13 protein-coding genes are annotated in these 17,358 nt (G+C 62.8%); 4 read left to right on the top strand and 9 right to left on the bottom strand.

Annotation, left to right across the window (positions count from 1 at the left end; genetic code table 11):
* Positions 1–13: 13 nt before the first annotated feature.
* Positions 14–1,177, bottom strand: a complete 1,164-nt coding sequence (locus ACLEJU_RS05305; protein WP_435422545.1) for an isovaleryl-CoA dehydrogenase — start codon at positions 1,175–1,177, stop codon at positions 14–16.
* Between the two features lie 206 nt (positions 1,178–1,383).
* On the opposite strand from ACLEJU_RS05305, the gene ACLEJU_RS05300 reads away from it, so the two are divergent.
* A complete protein-coding gene (locus tag ACLEJU_RS05300) occupies positions 1,384–3,060 on the top strand; it encodes an AMP-binding protein (RefSeq protein WP_435422546.1) in 1,677 nt (558 codons plus the stop codon).
* Between the two features lie 48 nt (positions 3,061–3,108).
* Here ACLEJU_RS05300 and ACLEJU_RS05295 read toward each other — a convergent pair whose 3' ends face one another.
* From ACLEJU_RS05295 to ACLEJU_RS05275, 5 genes are all read right to left on the bottom strand, one after another.
* Positions 3,109–3,369: a hypothetical protein gene (locus tag ACLEJU_RS05295; protein WP_435422547.1), complete on the bottom strand. Its 261-nt coding sequence runs from the start codon at positions 3,367–3,369 to the stop codon at positions 3,109–3,111.
* A gap of 52 nt (positions 3,370–3,421) precedes the next feature.
* Positions 3,422–3,655 (bottom strand): acyl carrier protein, encoded by a 234-nt coding sequence (gene acpP, locus ACLEJU_RS05290; RefSeq protein ID WP_435422548.1) that lies wholly within the window; start codon positions 3,653–3,655, stop codon positions 3,422–3,424.
* A 270-nt stretch (positions 3,656–3,925) separates the two neighbouring features.
* On the bottom strand, positions 3,926–4,057 hold the full coding sequence (locus ACLEJU_RS05285) for a hypothetical protein (RefSeq protein ID WP_435422549.1): 132 nt from the start codon (positions 4,055–4,057) through the stop codon (positions 3,926–3,928).
* Positions 4,058–4,257: 200 nt separating this feature from the next.
* Positions 4,258–4,494 carry a hypothetical protein gene (locus ACLEJU_RS05280; protein ID WP_435422550.1) on the bottom strand — a complete coding sequence of 79 codons (237 nt, stop codon included), beginning with the start codon at positions 4,492–4,494 and terminating at the stop codon, positions 4,258–4,260.
* Positions 4,495–4,590: 96 nt separating this feature from the next.
* Positions 4,591–4,752: a hypothetical protein gene (locus ACLEJU_RS05275; RefSeq protein ID WP_181004509.1), complete on the bottom strand. Its 162-nt coding sequence runs from the start codon at positions 4,750–4,752 to the stop codon at positions 4,591–4,593.
* Positions 4,753–4,892: 140 nt separating this feature from the next.
* Here ACLEJU_RS05275 and ACLEJU_RS05270 point away from each other — a divergent pair, with 140 nt between their 5' ends.
* The 3 genes from ACLEJU_RS05270 to glgB all read left to right on the top strand — a co-directional run bounded on the left by ACLEJU_RS05270 (position 4,893) and on the right by glgB (position 12,611).
* Positions 4,893–6,911: an alpha-1,4-glucan--maltose-1-phosphate maltosyltransferase gene (locus tag ACLEJU_RS05270; protein ID WP_435422551.1), complete on the top strand. Its 2,019-nt coding sequence runs from the start codon at positions 4,893–4,895 to the stop codon at positions 6,909–6,911.
* A gap of 171 nt (positions 6,912–7,082) precedes the next feature.
* On the top strand, positions 7,083–10,400 hold the full coding sequence (gene treS / locus ACLEJU_RS05265; RefSeq protein ID WP_435422552.1) for a maltose alpha-D-glucosyltransferase: 3,318 nt from the start codon (positions 7,083–7,085) through the stop codon (positions 10,398–10,400).
* On the top strand, positions 10,401–12,611 hold the full coding sequence (gene glgB, locus ACLEJU_RS05260) for a 1,4-alpha-glucan branching protein GlgB (protein WP_435422553.1): 2,211 nt from the start codon (positions 10,401–10,403) through the stop codon (positions 12,609–12,611). It begins immediately after the preceding gene.
* A 139-nt stretch (positions 12,612–12,750) separates the two neighbouring features.
* Here glgB and ACLEJU_RS05255 read toward each other — a convergent pair whose 3' ends face one another.
* From ACLEJU_RS05255 to glgX, 3 genes are all read right to left on the bottom strand, one after another.
* On the bottom strand, positions 12,751–13,830 hold the full coding sequence (locus tag ACLEJU_RS05255) for an autotransporter outer membrane beta-barrel domain-containing protein (RefSeq protein ID WP_435422554.1): 1,080 nt from the start codon (positions 13,828–13,830) through the stop codon (positions 12,751–12,753).
* A 320-nt stretch (positions 13,831–14,150) separates the two neighbouring features.
* Positions 14,151–14,945: an endonuclease/exonuclease/phosphatase family protein gene (locus ACLEJU_RS05250; protein WP_435422555.1), complete on the bottom strand. Its 795-nt coding sequence runs from the start codon at positions 14,943–14,945 to the stop codon at positions 14,151–14,153.
* Between the two features lie 158 nt (positions 14,946–15,103).
* Positions 15,104–17,257, bottom strand: coding sequence for a glycogen debranching protein GlgX (glgX, locus tag ACLEJU_RS05245; protein ID WP_435422556.1), 2,154 nt, complete (start codon positions 17,255–17,257; stop codon positions 15,104–15,106).
* Positions 17,258–17,358 lie beyond the last annotated feature (101 nt).

Below are 17,358 nucleotides of genomic sequence, written 5' to 3'. Positions count from 1 at the left end.
CCGTCCCTTGTGCTCAGCGGGTTTCGTTGAACAGTTCACGGCCGATCAGCATCCGGCGGATTTCGCTGGTGCCGGCACCGATTTCGTACAGCTTGGCGTCGCGCAGCAGGCGGCCAGCCGGGAATTCATTGATGTAGCCGTTGCCGCCGAGGATCTGGATCGCTTCCAGGGCCATTTGTGTAGCGCGTTCGGCGGTATAGAGGATCACCCCGGCGGCGTCCTTGCGGGTGGTCTCGCCACGGTCGCAGGCCTGGGCCACGGCATACAGGTAGGCGCGGCTGGCATTGAGCTGGGTGTACATGTCGGCGATCTTGCCCTGGATCAGCTGGAACTCGCCGATGCTCTGGCCGAACTGTTTACGGTCGTGGATGTACGGCACTACGAGGTCCATGCAGCTCTGCATGATGCCGGTCGGGCCACCGGAGAGCACCACGCGCTCGTAGTCCAGGCCGCTCATCAGCACGCGCACACCGCCGTTGAGCTGGCCGAGGATGTTTTCTGCCGGCACTTCGACGCCGTCGAAGAACAGCTCGCAGGTGTTGGAGCCGCGCATGCCCAGCTTGTCGAACTTGTTGCTGCGGCTGAAGCCTTTCCAGTCACGTTCGACGATGAACGCGGTGATGCCGTGGGGGCCCTTGTCCAGGTCGGTCTTGGCGTAGATCACGTAGGTGTTGGCGTCGGGGCCGTTGGTGATCCAGGTCTTGCTGCCGTTGAGCACGTAGTGGTCGCCGCGCTTTTCCGCGCGCAGTTTCATCGACACCACGTCGGAACCGGCGTTGGGCTCGCTCATGGCCAGGGCGCCGATGTGCTCGCCGCTGATCAGCTTGGGCAGGTACTTGAGCTTCTGCTCGTGGGTGCCGTTGCGGTTGATCTGGTTGACGCAGAGGTTGGAGTGGGCGCCGTAGGACAGCGCGACCGAGGCTGAGCCGCGGCTGATTTCTTCCATCGACACCACGTGGGCCAGGTAGCCCAGGCCGGCGCCGCCGTATTCTTCCGACACGGTGATGCCCAGCAGCCCCATGTCGCCGAACTTGCGCCACATGTCGGCGGGGAACAGGTTGTCATGGTCGATCTGTGCGGCGCGCGGGGCCAGTTCGGCGGCAACTAAGGTGCGCACCTGGTCGCGGAGCATGTCAATGGTTTCGCCCAGGGCGAAGTTCAGGGTGGGGTAATGCATGCTGGGGCACCTTGTTGTTCTTGAAATATGGGTAACACCGTAGCTCGCGGAGCTGGCGCCGGTGTCATTGATCACCTTTACGTTAACGTAAACCTGCCTTCCATCACTGTCAATCGGCTCATCACCTTTACGTAAACGTAAATCTGCGCCAGAGTATTCCCAGCTCGCTTCAGCCGTGCCCAGAACAACCACAAGAAGGGACACCCATGAGTCAACCAAGCTACACCCGCGGTCGTCAGGACCAACCGCTGCTGACCCTGACCATCGGCCAGGCCTTCGACGAAACCGTAGCCCGCTGCGCCGACGGCGAAGCGCTGGTGGTGCGCCACCAGGGCCTGCGCTACAGCTGGCGGCAGCTGGCCGAACAGGTCGACCTGCATGCCCGTGCCCTGATGGCCCTGGGCGTGAACACCGGCGACCGGGTCGGCATCTGGTCGCCCAACTGCGCCCAGTGGTGCATCCTGCAGCTGGCCAGCGCCAAGGTCGGCGCGATCCTGGTCAACATCAACCCGGCTTATCGCGTGGGTGAACTGGAATACGTACTACGCCAGTCCGGTTGCCGCTGGCTGGTGTGTGCCGATGCATTCAAGACCTCCGATTACCATGCCATGGTTCAGGAGCTGGTACCGGAATTGGCGATCAGCCAAATCGGTGAGTTGGCCAGTGAACGCCTGCCCGAACTGCGCGGGGTGATCAGCCTGGCAGCCAACCCACCCAGCGGCTTCCTGCCGTGGCCTGCATTGGCCGAGCGGGCAGGGCAGGTCTCGACCGAAGCCTATGCGGCATGTCAGCAGGGCCTGCAATTCGACCAGCCGGTGAATATCCAGTACACCTCCGGAACCACCGGCGCACCCAAGGGCGCCACGCTCAGCCACTACAACATCCTCAACAACGGCTTCATGGTCGGCGAAAGCCTCGGCCTGAGCGAGCGCGACCGCATGGTGATCCCGGTGCCGCTGTACCACTGCTTCGGCATGGTCATGGCCAACCTCGGCTGCATCACCCACGGCAGCACCATGGTCTACCCCAACGACGCCTTCGACGCCGAACTCACCTTGCGCGCGGTGGCCGAGGAGCGTGCCAGCATCCTCTATGGTGTGCCGACCATGTTCATCGCCATGCTCGACCACCCGTCGCGCACGCAGCTGGACCTGTCGACCCTGCGCAGCGGCATCATGGCCGGCGCCACCTGCCCGATCGAGGTGATGCGCCGGGTGATCGACCAGATGCACATGGCCGAAGTGCAGATCGCCTATGGCATGACGGAAACCAGTCCGGTATCCCTGCAGACCGGCCCGGACGACGAACTGGAACTGCGCGTGACCACCGTCGGCCGCACCCAGCCACAGCTGGAGACCAAGCTGGTGGAGGCCGATGGTTGCATCGTCGCCCGAGGCGAGATTGGCGAACTGTGCACCCGTGGCTACAGCGTGATGCTCGGCTACTGGGACAACCCCCAGGCCACGGCGGACGCCATCGACCCGGCCGGCTGGATGCATTCGGGCGACCTGGCGGTGATGGACGAGCAAGGGCATGTGCGCATCGTCGGTCGTAACAAGGACATGATCATTCGTGGGGGCGAGAACATCTATCCGCGCGAGCTGGAAGAGTTCTTCTACACCCACCCGGCGGTGGCTGATGCGCAGGTGATCGGTATTCCGTGCAGCCGTTATGGCGAGGAGATCGTGGCCTGGATCAAGCTGCACCCGGGGCATAGCGCCACGGTCGAGGAATTGCAGGGCTGGTGCAAGGCGCGCATTGCGCACTTCAAGGTGCCGCGGTATTTCCGCTTCGTTGACGAGTTTCCGATGACGGTGACGGGCAAGGTGCAGAAGTTCAGGATGCGCGAGATCAGTATTGAGAGCCTGGCCGGGCAGCAATGATGATTGAAACAGGTCGGTCGTCCGACCTGTTTCCCGTCAAGGAAGCACTCAGGGTGCGCAGAGCGTTTTGATCAGATCGCCAACGCTCATCGAATCGCTATATCTCAAAGGCTTTCGGGTGGCGACGCGGAGTGCTTTCACGTACAGACGTGGTGTTTTTTCGCCGAGTGCTTCTCTTAATAACAGTTGATCGTGAATCTTGAAGTCCGGGAATACTTTCCTACTACTATAGCGTCTGGTGAACTCGACAAATTTGTTGTGACGAATTTTGCGCAGGCTTCTGACGACGAGTTTGGTCTGTTTGCACATGGTTTATGCTCCTGCGGTGCGCGAAGCTCTGGCTTGAGGGCGGCACGCGTTTTTAGCGCTTGTGGGTGTCAGCGTATTTAACTGCCTCTTCAACCGTGGTGATTTTTTCCGCCTCGTCGTCGGGTATTACCATTTCGAACTCTTCTTCCAGCGCCATGATCAACTCTACGGTATCGAGCGAGTCTGCACCGAGGTCGTCCACGAAGGATGACTCGGTTTTGATATCTTCGAACTTGACGCCCAATTGCTCTCCAACGATTTTCCTTACGCGTTCAATGGTGTTCATCGCATGCTCCCGCTGATGGCTGGTGTGCCTTGTATAACGCGCAGGAGAAACTTCTGAAACTGGTAAAAATGACAGTTGTCGAAGGCACATTGCGTGCTTGCTGTCTGTGTTCTTGCCGTTTTGATGTATTTGCGCTACCGGCCCTATCGCGGGCACGCATGCTCCTACAGGTACTGCGCCAATCTTGAAATCGGCGCGGCACTTGTGAGAGCGGGTTTACCCGCGAAGAGGTCAGTGCAGCCTAGCGACAGATGTACTTCAAAGGTGGATTTAACCCATCGACTCTAACTGGCGATAGTAGCTCTGCGCCATTTCCTTCACTGTGTTGCATGTTCTCATGGCGCTGCCCGGAGCCTCGTTGAAATCCTTATAGTCCAGGTCAATTGCGTTCAGTGCCTTCATGACCTTGTCCCGCCCCATGGCATCTACTGTGTCGGTCAACGCGGGTTGGGAATGCCTGCTTCTTTGAGTTTGTCAATTACATAGTCCAGAGCATCCGGTTGTACGAAATCATCATCAGACATGGTGGAGCCTCTTTGAGTATTGAGGAGGCTTCAGTGTCAGAGTGAGCCGTTGAAGGCACAACTGGCATTTTTGTCAGGTCAGCTCAGTTCCATTGCCTTGCAAAGCCCCTCGGCAAGCTCGGCAACGGTATGGTAGTCACGGCGCAAGTGCACGCCGTATCGTGCCTCCAGCCCCATAAGCGCGAATTCGCATTTATCCCTGTCCTGATGCGCCAGCCAGGTTCCCAGCCACGGATCGACCACCCCGGCATCCTGCAAGTAGTCGATCACTTGTCGCTCGAACTCCATGCGCAGCCAACGGGTCGCGATATGCACGATAGGGGGCTCCTTGGCATAAACAGGGAGCCCTAATATTCGACACCGCCGGCAAACTGCGCTACTGGCAAAAATATCAGTTCCTGTCGTCTACCCTTAAGCCTTCACCGGTGGTTCATCACTCGGCGGATCCCCCACCGTCGGCGGCATGGTCGGCTTGATCGGCAGCTCGTCCGGGTCTTCTTCCGGGACGGGCGGCGGCAAGCTCGGGTCGTCGATGTTGGGATCTGGAGTTTCCGGTGGAATCGGAATGTTCATGGCCTGACCTCGCGTGGATGAATTGAAGAGGTGCTGCAGGCTCTGACCGCTGGCAGTTGCCGTTCGCTCATTTTTTTTGAACCCCACGCCTGTGCCCGGCTCTGAACCCTTACCGCCACCAGCCTGAGGGAGCAAGGTCGATGTCACGAAACGAGCCCTTTGAAAGCGTGCCCATGGCGAACGATCACCCGGACCAGGCCATCAGCCTGTCCCAGGCGCTGCTGGCGCCGCGCATCGTGATCGAAGACACCCAACCCGTGCTCGATGCCGGCACCTTCGCCGCCAAGGCCGTCAGCGGCCAGCCGGTCGCCGTCAGCAGCAAGGTCTACGGCGACGGCCACGACCGCCTGGCGGTGGTGCTCAACTGGCGCCAGGCCCACAGCCGCCGCTGGCACTGCGTGCCGATGCAGTCGCCGGGCAACGACCTGTGGCTGGCCGAGTTCACTCCCACCGAACTGGGCCCGCACCTGTTCAGCATCGAGGCCTGGATCGACCCGTTCGCCACCTACTGCCACGACCTGGAGAAGAAGTACCACGCCGGGGTCGAGGTCAAGCTGGAGCTGGAAGAGGGCCGGCTGATGCTCGGCCAAGGTATCGACCTCAGCGAAGGCGTGCTGCGCGAGGAGATTCAAGCCCTGCAACAGCAGCTGGTTTCGCTCAACGCCGATGATCAGGTGGCATTGCTGCTGCACCCTGACACCGCTCGGCTGATGGCCGAAGCCGAGCACCGCAGCTACCTGACCCGCAGCGGCGAATTCCCCGTCGATGTCGATCGGCCGGCAGCATTGTTCGCCAGCTGGTACGAGCTGTTCCCGCGCTCGATCACCGACAGTCGCGAGCGCCACGGCACCTTCAATGACGTGCACGAACGCCTGCCGATGATCCGCGACATGGGCTTCGATGTGCTGTACTTCCCGCCGATCCATCCGATCGGCACCCAGCACCGCAAGGGTCGCAACAACGCTTTGCGTGCCGAGCCCGGCGACCCCGGCAGCCCCTATGCCATTGGCAGCCCCGAGGGCGGCCACGAGGCCATCCACCCGCAGCTGGGCACCCGGGAGGACTTCCGTCGGCTGGTCGCCGCCGCCGCCGAGCATGGCCTGGAAATCGCCTTGGACTTCGCCATCCAGTGCTCTCAGGACCACCCCTGGCTGAAGGAGCATCCAGGCTGGTTCAGCTGGCGGCCCGATGGCACCATCCGCTACGCGGAAAACCCGCCCAAGAAATACCAGGACATCGTCAACGTCGACTTCTACGCCGCCGAGGCCATACCAAGCCTGTGGCTGGCCCTGCGTGACGTGGTGGTCGGCTGGGTCGAGGAGGGCGTGAAGACCTTCCGCGTCGACAACCCGCACACCAAGCCGCTGCCGTTCTGGCAATGGCTGATCGCCAATGTGCGCAGCCAGTACCCCGAGGTGATCTTCCTCGCCGAGGCCTTCACCAAGCCTGCAATGATGGCGCGCCTGGGCAAGGTTGGGTATGCGCAAAGCTATACCTACTTCACCTGGCGCAACAGCAAGCAGGAGCTGCGCGAGTATTTCGAGGAACTCAACCAGCCGCCGTGGTGCCACTGCTACCGGCCGAACTTCTTCGTCAACACGCCAGACATCAACCCCTTTTTCCTGCACACCTCGGGCCGCGCCGGGTTCCTCATTCGTGCCGCACTGGCGACCATGGGTTCGGGGTTGTGGGGCATGTATTCGGGCTTCGAGCTGTGCGAAAGCACGCCGCTGCCAGGCAAGGAAGAGTACCTGGATTCGGAGAAGTACGAGATCCGCCCGCGCGACTTCAACCAGCCCGGCAACATCGTTGCCGAGATTGCCCAGCTCAATCGCATCCGTCGGCAGAACCGGGCGTTGCAGACGCACCTGGGCGTGGCGTTCTTAAACTGCTGGAACGACAACATCCTGTACTTCGCCAAGCGCACGCCCGAGCGCGACAACTACATCCTGGTGGCGATCAGCCTCGACCCGCACAACGCCCAGGAGGCTAGTTTCGAGTTGCCATTGTGGGAGTTGGGCCTGGACGACAACGCCGACACCTTGGGCGAGGATTTGATGAATGGCCACCGCTGGACCTGGCATGGCAAGACCCAGTGGATGCGCATCGAGCCCTGGCACCAGCCGTTCGGCATCTGGCGCATAGAAAAGGCCCGGTAATGCAACGCGAATCCCTGTAGGAGCGGCCTTGTGTCGCGAAAGGGCCGCAGAGCGGCCCCGGCAAACTTGCTTGATACGCGAATTCTGGGGCCGCTTCGCAGCCCTTTCGCGACACAAGGCCGCTCCTACAGGCATCGCGCTAGCCAAAGAAAGTATTGAAAGGAGTCACCCATGGCCAAGCGTTCCCGCCCGGCAGCCTTCATCGATGACCCGCTGTGGTACAAGGACGCCGTGATCTACCAGCTGCACATCAAGTCGTTCTTCGATGCGAACAACGACGGCATCGGCGATTTCGCCGGCCTGATCAGCAAGCTCGACTACATCGCCGAACTCGGCGTCAACACCCTGTGGCTGCTGCCGTTCTACCCTTCGCCACGGCGCGACGACGGCTACGACATCGCCGAATACAAGGCCGTGCACCCGGACTACGGCAGCATGGCCGACGCCCGCCGCTTCATCGCCGAGGCACACAAGCGCGGCCTGCGGGTGATCACCGAGCTGGTCATCAACCACACCAGCGACCAGCATCCGTGGTTCCAGCGTGCCCGCCATGCCAAGCGCGGCAGCAAGGCGCGGGACTTCTATGTGTGGTCGGATGATGACCAGAAGTACGACGGCACGCGGATCATCTTCCTCGACACCGAGAAGTCCAACTGGACCTGGGACCCGGTCGCCGGCCAGTACTTCTGGCACCGCTTCTATTCGCACCAGCCGGACCTGAACTTCGACAACCCGCAGGTGCTCAAGGCAGTGATCGGGGTGATGCGCTTTTGGCTCGACCTGGGCGTCGACGGCCTGCGCCTGGACGCCATCCCGTACCTGATCGAGCGCGACGGCACCAATAACGAGAACCTCCCCGAAACCCACACTGTGCTCAAGGCGATCCGCGCCGAGATCGACGCCAACTACCCCGACCGCATGCTGCTGGCCGAAGCCAACCAGTGGCCCGAAGACACCCGCCCGTACTTTGGCGAAGGCGATGGCGACGAATGCCACATGGCCTTCCACTTCCCGCTGATGCCACGCATGTACATGGCCCTGGCCATGGAAGACCGCTTCCCGATCACCGATATCCTGCGCCAGACCCCGGAAATTCCGGCCAACTGCCAGTGGGCGATCTTCTTGCGCAACCACGATGAGCTGACCCTGGAAATGGTCACCGACCGCGAGCGCGACTACCTGTGGAACTACTACGCCGAAGACCGCCGCGCGCGCATCAACCTCGGCATCCGCCGGCGCCTGGCGCCGCTGTTGCAGCGCGACCGGCGGCGCATCGAACTGCTCACCAGCCTGCTGCTGTCGATGCCCGGCACACCAACGCTGTACTACGGTGACGAGCTGGGCATGGGCGACAACATCTACCTCGGCGACCGCGACGGCGTGCGCACGCCGATGCAATGGTCACCGGACCGCAACGGCGGTTTCTCCAGGGCCGACCCGCAGCGCCTGGTGCTGCCGCCGATCATGGACCCTTTGTACGGCTACCAGACCGTCAATGTCGAAGCCCAGTCCCACGACCCGCACTCGCTGCTGAACTGGAACCGCCGTTTGCTGGCGGTGCGCAATCAGCAGAAGGCCTTTGGCCGTGGCAGCCTGCGCACGCTGACGCCGAGCAATCGGCGCATCCTCGCCTACCTGCGCGAGTACACCGACGCCGATGGCAACAGCGAGGTGATCCTTTGCGTGGCCAACGTTTCCCGCGCTGCCCAGGCCGCCGAGCTCGAACTGTCGCAATACGCTGACAAAGTGCCCGTGGAAATGCTCGGTGGCAGCGCCTTCCCGCCGATCGGGCAACTGCCGTTCCTGCTGACCTTGCCACCTTATGGCTTCTACTGGTTCTTGCTGGCGTCCCACGACCGCATGCCCAGTTGGCATATCCAGCCCACCGAGGGGTTACCGGAATTGACCACACTCGTGCTTCGCAAACGCATGGAGGAGTTGCTCGAAGAGCCCTCCCGCGAAACCCTGCAGACCGCCATCCTGCCGCACTATCTGCCAAAGCGGCGCTGGTTCGCCGGCAAGGAAGGGCCGGTTGATCAGGTCCGCTTGAACTACGGCGTGCGCCTGGCGACGGCTACCACGCCGGTTCTGCTGAGCGAAATAGAAGTGCTCAGCGAAGGCGTGGCGACCCATTACCAGCTGCCGTTCGGCCTGCTGCCGGAAGATCAGATCAGCACGGCCTTGCCGCAGCAGCTGGCGCTGGCCCGCGTGCGTCGTGCACACCAGGTTGGCCTGATCACCGACGCTTTCGTGCTGGAACCGTTCATCCGCGCTGTGCTCAAGGCTTGCCAGGATGGGGCGAGTCTGCCGTGTGGCAACGGGCAGGGTGAGCTGCGCTTCCAGCACACCGCGCAACTGGCCGGCCTGGGCCTGGACGAAAGCAGCCCGGTGCGCTACCTCAGCGCCGAGCAGTCCAACAGCTCGGTGGTGATTGGCGATCGCGTGGTGCTCAAGCTGATTCGCCGGGTCAACCCGGGCATTCACCCCGAGCTGGAAATGAGCGCCTACCTCACCGCCGCCGGCTTCGCCAATATCTCGCCACTACTGGCCTGGGTCAGCCGCGTGGACGAGCAGGGCGCGCCGCACCTGCTGATGATCGCCCAGGGTTACCTGAGCAACCAGGGCGATGCCTGGGCCTGGACCCAGAACACCCTGGAGCGGGCCATTCGCGACGAGATGGAACCGACCAGCGTCGACGCCGAAGCGCACACCAACGCGTTGGCCGAGCTCAACGGCTTCGCTGCCTTGCTCGGCCAGCGCCTGGGCGAGATGCACCTGTTGCTGGCGGCACCGACCGACGATGAAGCCTTCCAGCCACGGCCCAGCGATACCGACGACAGCCAGCGCTGGAGCGCGCAGATCAGCGCCGAACTGGACCACGCCCTCGATCTGCTGGCCCAGCACCGCGAACACCTCGACGCCGACAGCCAGGCGCTGGTCGACGACCTGCAACAGCAGCGTGACGGCCTTGCCCAGCACATCGCCAAACTCGCCGAACAGGCCCAGGGTGGCCTGCTGATGCGCGTGCATGGCGACCTTCACCTGGGGCAGGTGCTGGTGGTGCAGGGCGATGCCTACCTGATCGATTTCGAAGGCGAACCGTCCCGTCCACTGGATGAGCGCCGAGCCAAACACAGCCCGTACAAGGATGTCAGCGGCGTGTTGCGATCCTTCGACTATGCTGCTGCCATGATTCTGCGCAGCGCGTCTGCCGTGGACCTTTCCGACCCGGCGCGGCAAGCCCGGCAACGGGTTGCGCGGCAGTACCTGCACCAGTCGCGGCATGCCTTCGTCGAAGCCTATGGCCTGGCCACCGCCGCCATGCCCCACGCCTGGCAACAGGCCGAGGGCGAGCGCGCCGCACTGGAGTTGTTCTGCCTGGAAAAAGCCGCCTACGAAATCACATACGAAGCCGAGAACCGTCCGAGTTGGCTGGCCGTGCCCTTGCATGGCCTGCATGGACTGATCAGTACCTGGGGAGAGTCATAGATGAATGCAACCACGCGTGAAAACGGCGGCCTTCGGCAACGGGACCTGGATGCCCTGGCCCGCGCCGAGCACGCCGATCCCTTTGCAGTGCTGGGCCCCCACGGTGACGGGCAGGGTGGCCTGTTCGTCCGTGCCTACCTGCCCAATGCCCTGAACGTGCGGGTGCTGGCGCGCCATGATGGGCGCATCCTCGCCGAAATGGTGCAGGGCAGCCTGCCCGGCCTGTTCAGCGCGCACCTCGATGAGGCACAGCCGTACCTGCTGCAGATCGGCTGGGCCGGGGGCGAGCAGGTAACCGAAGACCCTTACAGCTTTGGCCCGCAACTGGGCGACATGGACCTCCATTTGTTCGCCGAAGGCAACCACCGCGACCTGTCCGGGCGTTTCGGCGCCCAGCCGACCCAGGTCGATGGCATCGACGGTGTGTGCTTCTCGGTATGGGCGCCGAATGCGCGGCGGGTGTCGGTGGTGGGTGATTTCAACAACTGGGACGGCCGTCGTCACCCCATGCGCCTGCGCCACGGCGCTGGTGTGTGGGAGCTGTTCGTGCCGCGCCTGGGCGTGGGTGAAACCTACAAGTTCGAAGTGCTCGGCAAGGACGGCATACTGCCGCTGAAGGCTGACCCGCTGGCCCGCGCCACCGAGCTGCCACCTAGCACCGCGTCGAAGGTGGCCGCCGAACTGAGCCACGACTGGCACGACCACGACTGGATGGAGCATCGCGCCCAGCGCCACGCCTACACCGCACCGTTGTCGATCTACGAGCTGCACCCGGGCTCCTGGCAGTGCGAGCTCGACGAGTTGGGCGAGGTGTCGCGTTACTATAACTGGCGTGAGCTGGCCGAACGCCTGGTGCCTTACGTGCAGCAGCTGGGCTTCACCCACATCGAGCTGCTGCCGATCATGGAGCACCCGTTCGGTGGCTCGTGGGGCTACCAGCCGCTGTCGATGTTCGCACCCACCTCGCGCTATGGCACGCCTGAAGACTTTGCGGCCTTCATCGATGCCTGCCACCAAGGTGGCATCGGCGTGATCCTCGACTGGGTACCGGCGCATTTCCCTACCGACGAACATGGCCTGGCCCGGTTCGACGGTACCGCACTTTACGAGTACGACAACCCGCTGGAAGGCTACCACCAGGACTGGAACACGCTGATCTACAACCTCGGCCGCAACGAGGTGCGCGGCTTCATGATGGCGTCGGCCCTGCACTGGCTCAAGCACTTCCACATCGACGGTTTGCGCGTTGATGCAGTGGCCTCGATGCTGTACCGCGACTACTCGCGCAAGGCCGGGGAGTGGGTGCCCAACCGCCACGGCGGGCGCGAAAACCTTGAGGCCATCGACTTCATCCGCCACCTCAACGGCGTTGCCGCCCACGAGGCACCGGGCGCCCTGATCATCGCCGAGGAGTCCACGGCCTGGCCGGGCGTGAGCCAGCCGACCCAGCAGGGCGGCCTGGGCTTTGCTTACAAGTGGAACATGGGCTGGATGCACGACACCTTGCATTACATCCAGAACGACCCGGTGCACCGCACCTATCACCACAACGAGATGAGCTTCGGCCTGATCTACGCCTATTCCGAGCATTTCATCCTGCCGATCTCCCACGACGAAGTGGTGCATGGCAAGCACTCGTTGATCGACAAGATGCCCGGTGACCGTTGGCAGAAGTTCGCCAACCTGCGCGCCTACCTGACCTTCATGTGGACCCATCCGGGCAAGAAGCTGCTGTTCATGGGTTGCGAGTTCGGCCAGTGGCGCGAGTGGAACCACGACCATCAGCTGGACTGGTACCTGCTGCAATACCCCGAGCACCAAGGTGTGCAGCGCCTGGTCGGTGATCTCAACCGCCTGTACCGCGAACTGCCGGCGCTGCACGAGCAGGACTGCCAGCCCCAGGGCTTCCAGTGGCTGATTGGTGATGACGCGCACAACAGCGTGTATGCCTGGTTGCGCTGGGGCAGCCAGGGCGAGCCGCTGCTGGTGGTGGCCAACTTCACCCCGGTACCGCGTGAGGGCTACCGTATTGGTGTGCCGTTCGGTGAGCGTTGGCAGGAGTTGCTCAACAGCGATGCCGAGCTGTATGCCGGATCGAACGTGGGCAACCTGGGAGCGGTGGCGAGTGATGAGGTTGCCAGCCATGGGCAGCCGTTGTCATTGGCCCTGAACCTGCCGCCGCTGGGTGTGCTGGTGATGAAACCGGCTTGAGATTGCGGGGGCTGCTTCGCAGCCCTTTCGCGACATAAGGCCGCTCCTACAAGGGTACGCGATCTCCTGTAGGAGCGGCCTTGCCGGAGCGCCGGACCGGTCGGAAAGGGTCGCGAAGCGGCCCCAAAATGGCACAGGCCTACCACCGCATCCGCACTCCCAGGCTGCCAATCAACCCATTGATATCGTTGCCATCCACATCGCTGCTGTAATCGGCACTGACAAACAGCGCCACCGTCGGTGTCACCCGCGCCACCAACCCCAAGCCCAATTCCACCGTGGTCGAATAGCGCGAGCTGGAGATCTTGTCGACCTGGTCCAGCTTCACATCGTTGCCATCGTTGAAGTCATACCAGACATTGGTCCGCACATAGGGCTCGATCGGCATGCCTTTCACATCGTAGCGCCCGGACAGCTTGGCACCGACCCGGCCGCTCCAGCTGGGCTGGCTGTCGAAGGCCTGCAAGGTCTCTGCCTGCACCTGGTTGCCCGGGAAGAACTGCTGGTTGATCAATTGTGCTTGGGGCTCGATCACCCAACCACCCCCAAGCCCGATCGGGTAACCGCCTTCCAGCGAAAAGGTCATCGCATGGCCGCTGTCGTCAAGGCGCTGGCCACTGTCGGCGCGACCCATCACCTCGATGCGCGAGCCCATGGCCACGGCATCCAGGTGCCAGCCCTGTTCATGGGTCATGCTCCAGTACACCCCCAGGCTCTCGCCACTGAGGTTGACCGCGTTGCGCTGCTTGTCCCCCAGCAATGGCCGTGCACCGCTGAGGCTGCTCTGCAGGTTGTTGTGCCCCACGAAAATCCCCGCACGGTGGACGTTGCCATCGGCGGTTTCACGCACGAACAGGTCCGGGCCGATCATCAGTTGCTGGCTGGGCGCCTCCAGCTGTTCAGGTGTCCGTGCGCCAGGTTGTGAGGTGGCGCCAGGGAAGAACTGTGCCCACTGGCCGCCCACCAGGTCGGGTGCCGGCAGGCTGTGCCGCTCGCCCATCTTCTCGCTGAAGGCGTTCAGCGTACCCAGGTTCAGGCCGCTGGCGCTGACCGGGTCGAGCGACAGCGTCGGCACCGTCGTTTGTTGCAGGTAGCTGGGGGAGATCGGATCTTCCTGCAGTTCGAACGCGAAAGTTTCCACCGGGGTTGCCAGAAGCATCGACGTGGAAACCGCGTAGAAAATACGATCGAAGCGCAAGGGATTCGAGGTTGTTTTCATGGCGGATCTCCTCTGTTTTCTTGTTGTACAGCCCAAGGATCTGGCCTGCGTGTCACGAGCTGTACGACAAAAACAGAGGGCGACCCAAACCAGCGCGCCAGCTTTCGCGAGCGCGAGCAAAAGCGCGAGCTAGAGGCCCGGCGCGAGTTTTTACGTGTAGTGATACTGTTCAGCTAAGGAGAGACTGGCGCTTGCGTCAAGAAAGCGTGAAAGGTCTGTTAAAGCCTTGTGGCTGCACCTAACACTATGATTAATCGAGTTAATTTGTCTGGCATAGCGGTGATCGCTATTTATGCGGCACTGGCTATGCCGAATCATTGTTACAACCTGACCTCCACGGCCAGTGGCAGATGGTCGGAAAGGTGCGTCCAAGGTTTGTGCCCCAGAATCTGCGGCGCATGGCTATCGGCGTTGCGTAAGTAGATGCGGTCCAGGCGCAGCAATGGCAGGCGGGCGGGATAGGTGCGGGCGAGCAGGCCGTGATGGCGCTCGAAGGCCTCGTGCAGGTCGCGCTGAAGGCGCAGGGTGCGGTTACCGTGTTGCTGCCAGTCGTTGAAGTCGCCGGCGATGATCACCGGTGCATCGGCAGGCAGCCCATCGAGCAACTGACGTAGCAGCTGCAGCTGCTTCTGCCGGTGGCTTTCCAGCAGCGACAAGTGCACGCAGATGGCATGCACCTTGTGCTGGCCGGGGACGTCGAGGATGCAGTGCAACAGGCCACGACGCTCGGGGCCGGTGATCGACACGTCGAGGTTACGGTGCTCGATGATCGGGTACTTGGACAGCAGTGCATTGCCGTGGTGGCCGTCGGGGTATACCGCGTTGCGGCCGTAGGCGAAATCGCTCCACATGCTGTCGGCGAGGAACTCGTACTGCGAGGTCTGTGGCCAGCCAGGGTAGCGCGCGGCGTGGCGGTCGTGGCTGCCGAGTACTTCCTGAAGGAACACGATATCAGCCTGGGTGCTGCGCACCGCTTCGCGCAGCTCAGGCAGGATGAAGCGCCGGTTGAACGCGGTGAACCCCTTGTGGGTGTTCACCGTCAGCACCCGCAGGCGTTTCACGGGCGGGGCCTGACGAGTGCTGGCGAAATCTGGGCTGCCGGCTTCGAGGTTCACGGTGCCTCCTTCATGCGGGTTGCGCACCTGTAGGAGCGGCCTTGCGTCGCGAAAGGGCTGCGCAGCAGCCCCGGCAATTTCTGCTGCGAAGCTGAAGTCCTGGGCCGCTTCGCAGCCCTTTCGCGACACAAGGCCGCTCCTGCAGCCGCCTGGTGGGTTCAGTCTTCCTCGCGCTGCAGCACCATCAGCAGGAATGAGCGGCCCTTGACCTCGAACGTGCTGTCGAATTGCAGGTGCTGCGGCTTGCGCATTTCCGGCCGGTCAGTGTCGACCAGGCAGCTCCAGTAGTCGCCTTCAGGTACCGTCGGTAGCTGGAACGGCACCACATCATGGTGCGCGTTGACGATCAGCAGCATGGTCGCCTCCGACCCTGGCCGAGCGATGCCGCTGACCTGGGCACGGCCATCGATCAGCATGCCGAGGCAGCGCCCGTGCGGGTCTTCCCACTGCTCGACGCTCATCTCGCTGCCATCCGGCGCCAGCCAGGTGACGTCCTTGACCCCGATCGCCTCATTGTAATCGCCCACCAGGAACCGTGAACGGCGCAGCACCGGGTAGGCCAGGCGCAGGCGGGTCAGGCGCTTGACGAAGGCCAGCAACGCCTCGCCGTCCTCGTCCAGGTCCCAGTTGACCCAGCCGATCTCGCTGTCCTGGCAGTAGGCATTGTTGTTGCCGTGCTGGGTGCGGCTGAATTCGTCGCCGGCGACGATCATCGGCGTACCCTGGGCCAGTAACAGCGTGGCAAAGAAGTTGCGCATCTGGCGCATGCGCAGGGCGTTGATTTCAGGGTCCTCGGTGGGGCCTTCGGCACCACAATTCCATGACAGGTTGTTGTCGGTACCGTCCTGGTTGTTCTCGTCGTTGTCTTCGTTGTGTTTGCTGTTGTACGACACCAGGTCACGCAGGGTGAAGCCGTCGTGGGCGGTGATGAAATTGACAGAAGAGTACGGCCGTCGCCCGCGGTTGTTGAACATGTCGCCCGAAGCGGTGATCCGTGCGGCGAAATCGGCCAGCTGGCCTTCGTCGCCTTTCCAGAAGGCCCGTGCGGTATCGCGGAAGCGGTCATTCCACTCGGCCCAGCCCGGCGCGAAGTTGCCCACCTGATAGCCGCCTGGGCCGCAGTCCCAAGGTTCGGCGATCAGCTTGACCTGGCTGAGCATCGGGTCCTGGCGGCAGGCGACGAGGAAGCCGTGGCGCTCGCTGTAGCCGTCGTGATAGCGGCCAAGGATCGTTGCCAGGTCGAAGCGGAAACCGTCGACGTGCATCTCGCCAGCCCAGTAGCGTAGCGAGTCGGTGACCAGCTGCAGCACGCACGGGTGGCTGAGGTCGAGGGTGTTGCCGGTCCCGGAGTCGTTGATGTAGTAGCGCTTGTCGTCGGGCATCAGCCGGTAGTAAGAGGCGTTGTCGATCCCGCGCATCGACAGCGTCGGGCCACGCTCGTTGCCTTCGGCGGTGTGGTTGTAGACCACGTCGAGGATCACTTCAAGGCCTGCGTCGTGCAGGTGTGCGACCATCTCCTTGAACTCGGCGATCTTGCCGCTGGCGAGGTAACGCGGGTGCGGCGCGAAAAAGGCGATGCTGTTGTAGCCCCAATAGTTGTTCAGGCCCTTGTCCAGCAGGTGCTGGTCGTTGACAAAGGCATGGATCGGCAGCAGCTCGATGCTCGACACACCCAGGTCCTTGATGTGCTTGAGCAGCTCATCGTTGGCAAGCCCGGCAAAGGTACCCCGCAGTTCTTCCGGCACCGCCGGGTGGCGCATGCTGATGCCACGGGCGTGCGCTTCGTAGATGATCGTACGCTCCCACGGGATCAGTACACGCTGGTCGCGGCCCCAGGTGAAGGCTGGGTCGATGACCTTGCATTTGGGCACGAAGGGCGCGCTGTCGCGCTCGTCGAACGACAGGTCGCCGTCGGGGTGGCCGATGGTGTAGCCGAACAACGCCTCGGACCACTTCAGGCTGCCGACCAGTTGCTTGGCATAGGGGTCGATCAGCAATTTGTTTGGGTTGAAACGGTGGCCGTTCTCCGGCTCGTAGGGGCCGTACACGCGGTAGCCGTAGACCAGCCCGGGATGTGCATCGGGCAGGTAGCCATGGTAAATCTCGTCGGTGTACTCGGGCAGTTCGATACGCTCGATTTCCTGCTCGCCAGTGGAGTCGAACAGGCACAGCTCGACCTTGGTGGCGTTGGCCGAGAACAGGGCGAAGTTGACCCCCAGGCCGTCCCAGGTGGCGCCCAGGGGGAAGGGCATGCCCTCGCGGATGCGCGAGGGGGCGACGGAGCGGGTTTTCTTCGGGGTACGGGGGCTCATGGCGGTCCTCGATTGGCCGTGTTGGAGGGGATGTTGCAGGGACCTGTGCCGGCCTCTTCGCGGGTAAACCCGCTCCCACAGGAACTGCGCTGCGCTTGAGA

The organism is Pseudomonas sp. SMN11, assembly GCF_052041945.1.
GTDB lineage: Bacteria > Pseudomonadota > Gammaproteobacteria > Pseudomonadales > Pseudomonadaceae > Aquipseudomonas.
The sequence above is the reverse complement of the archived record's forward strand: the minus strand, read 5'-3'. Positions and strand labels throughout refer to the sequence as shown.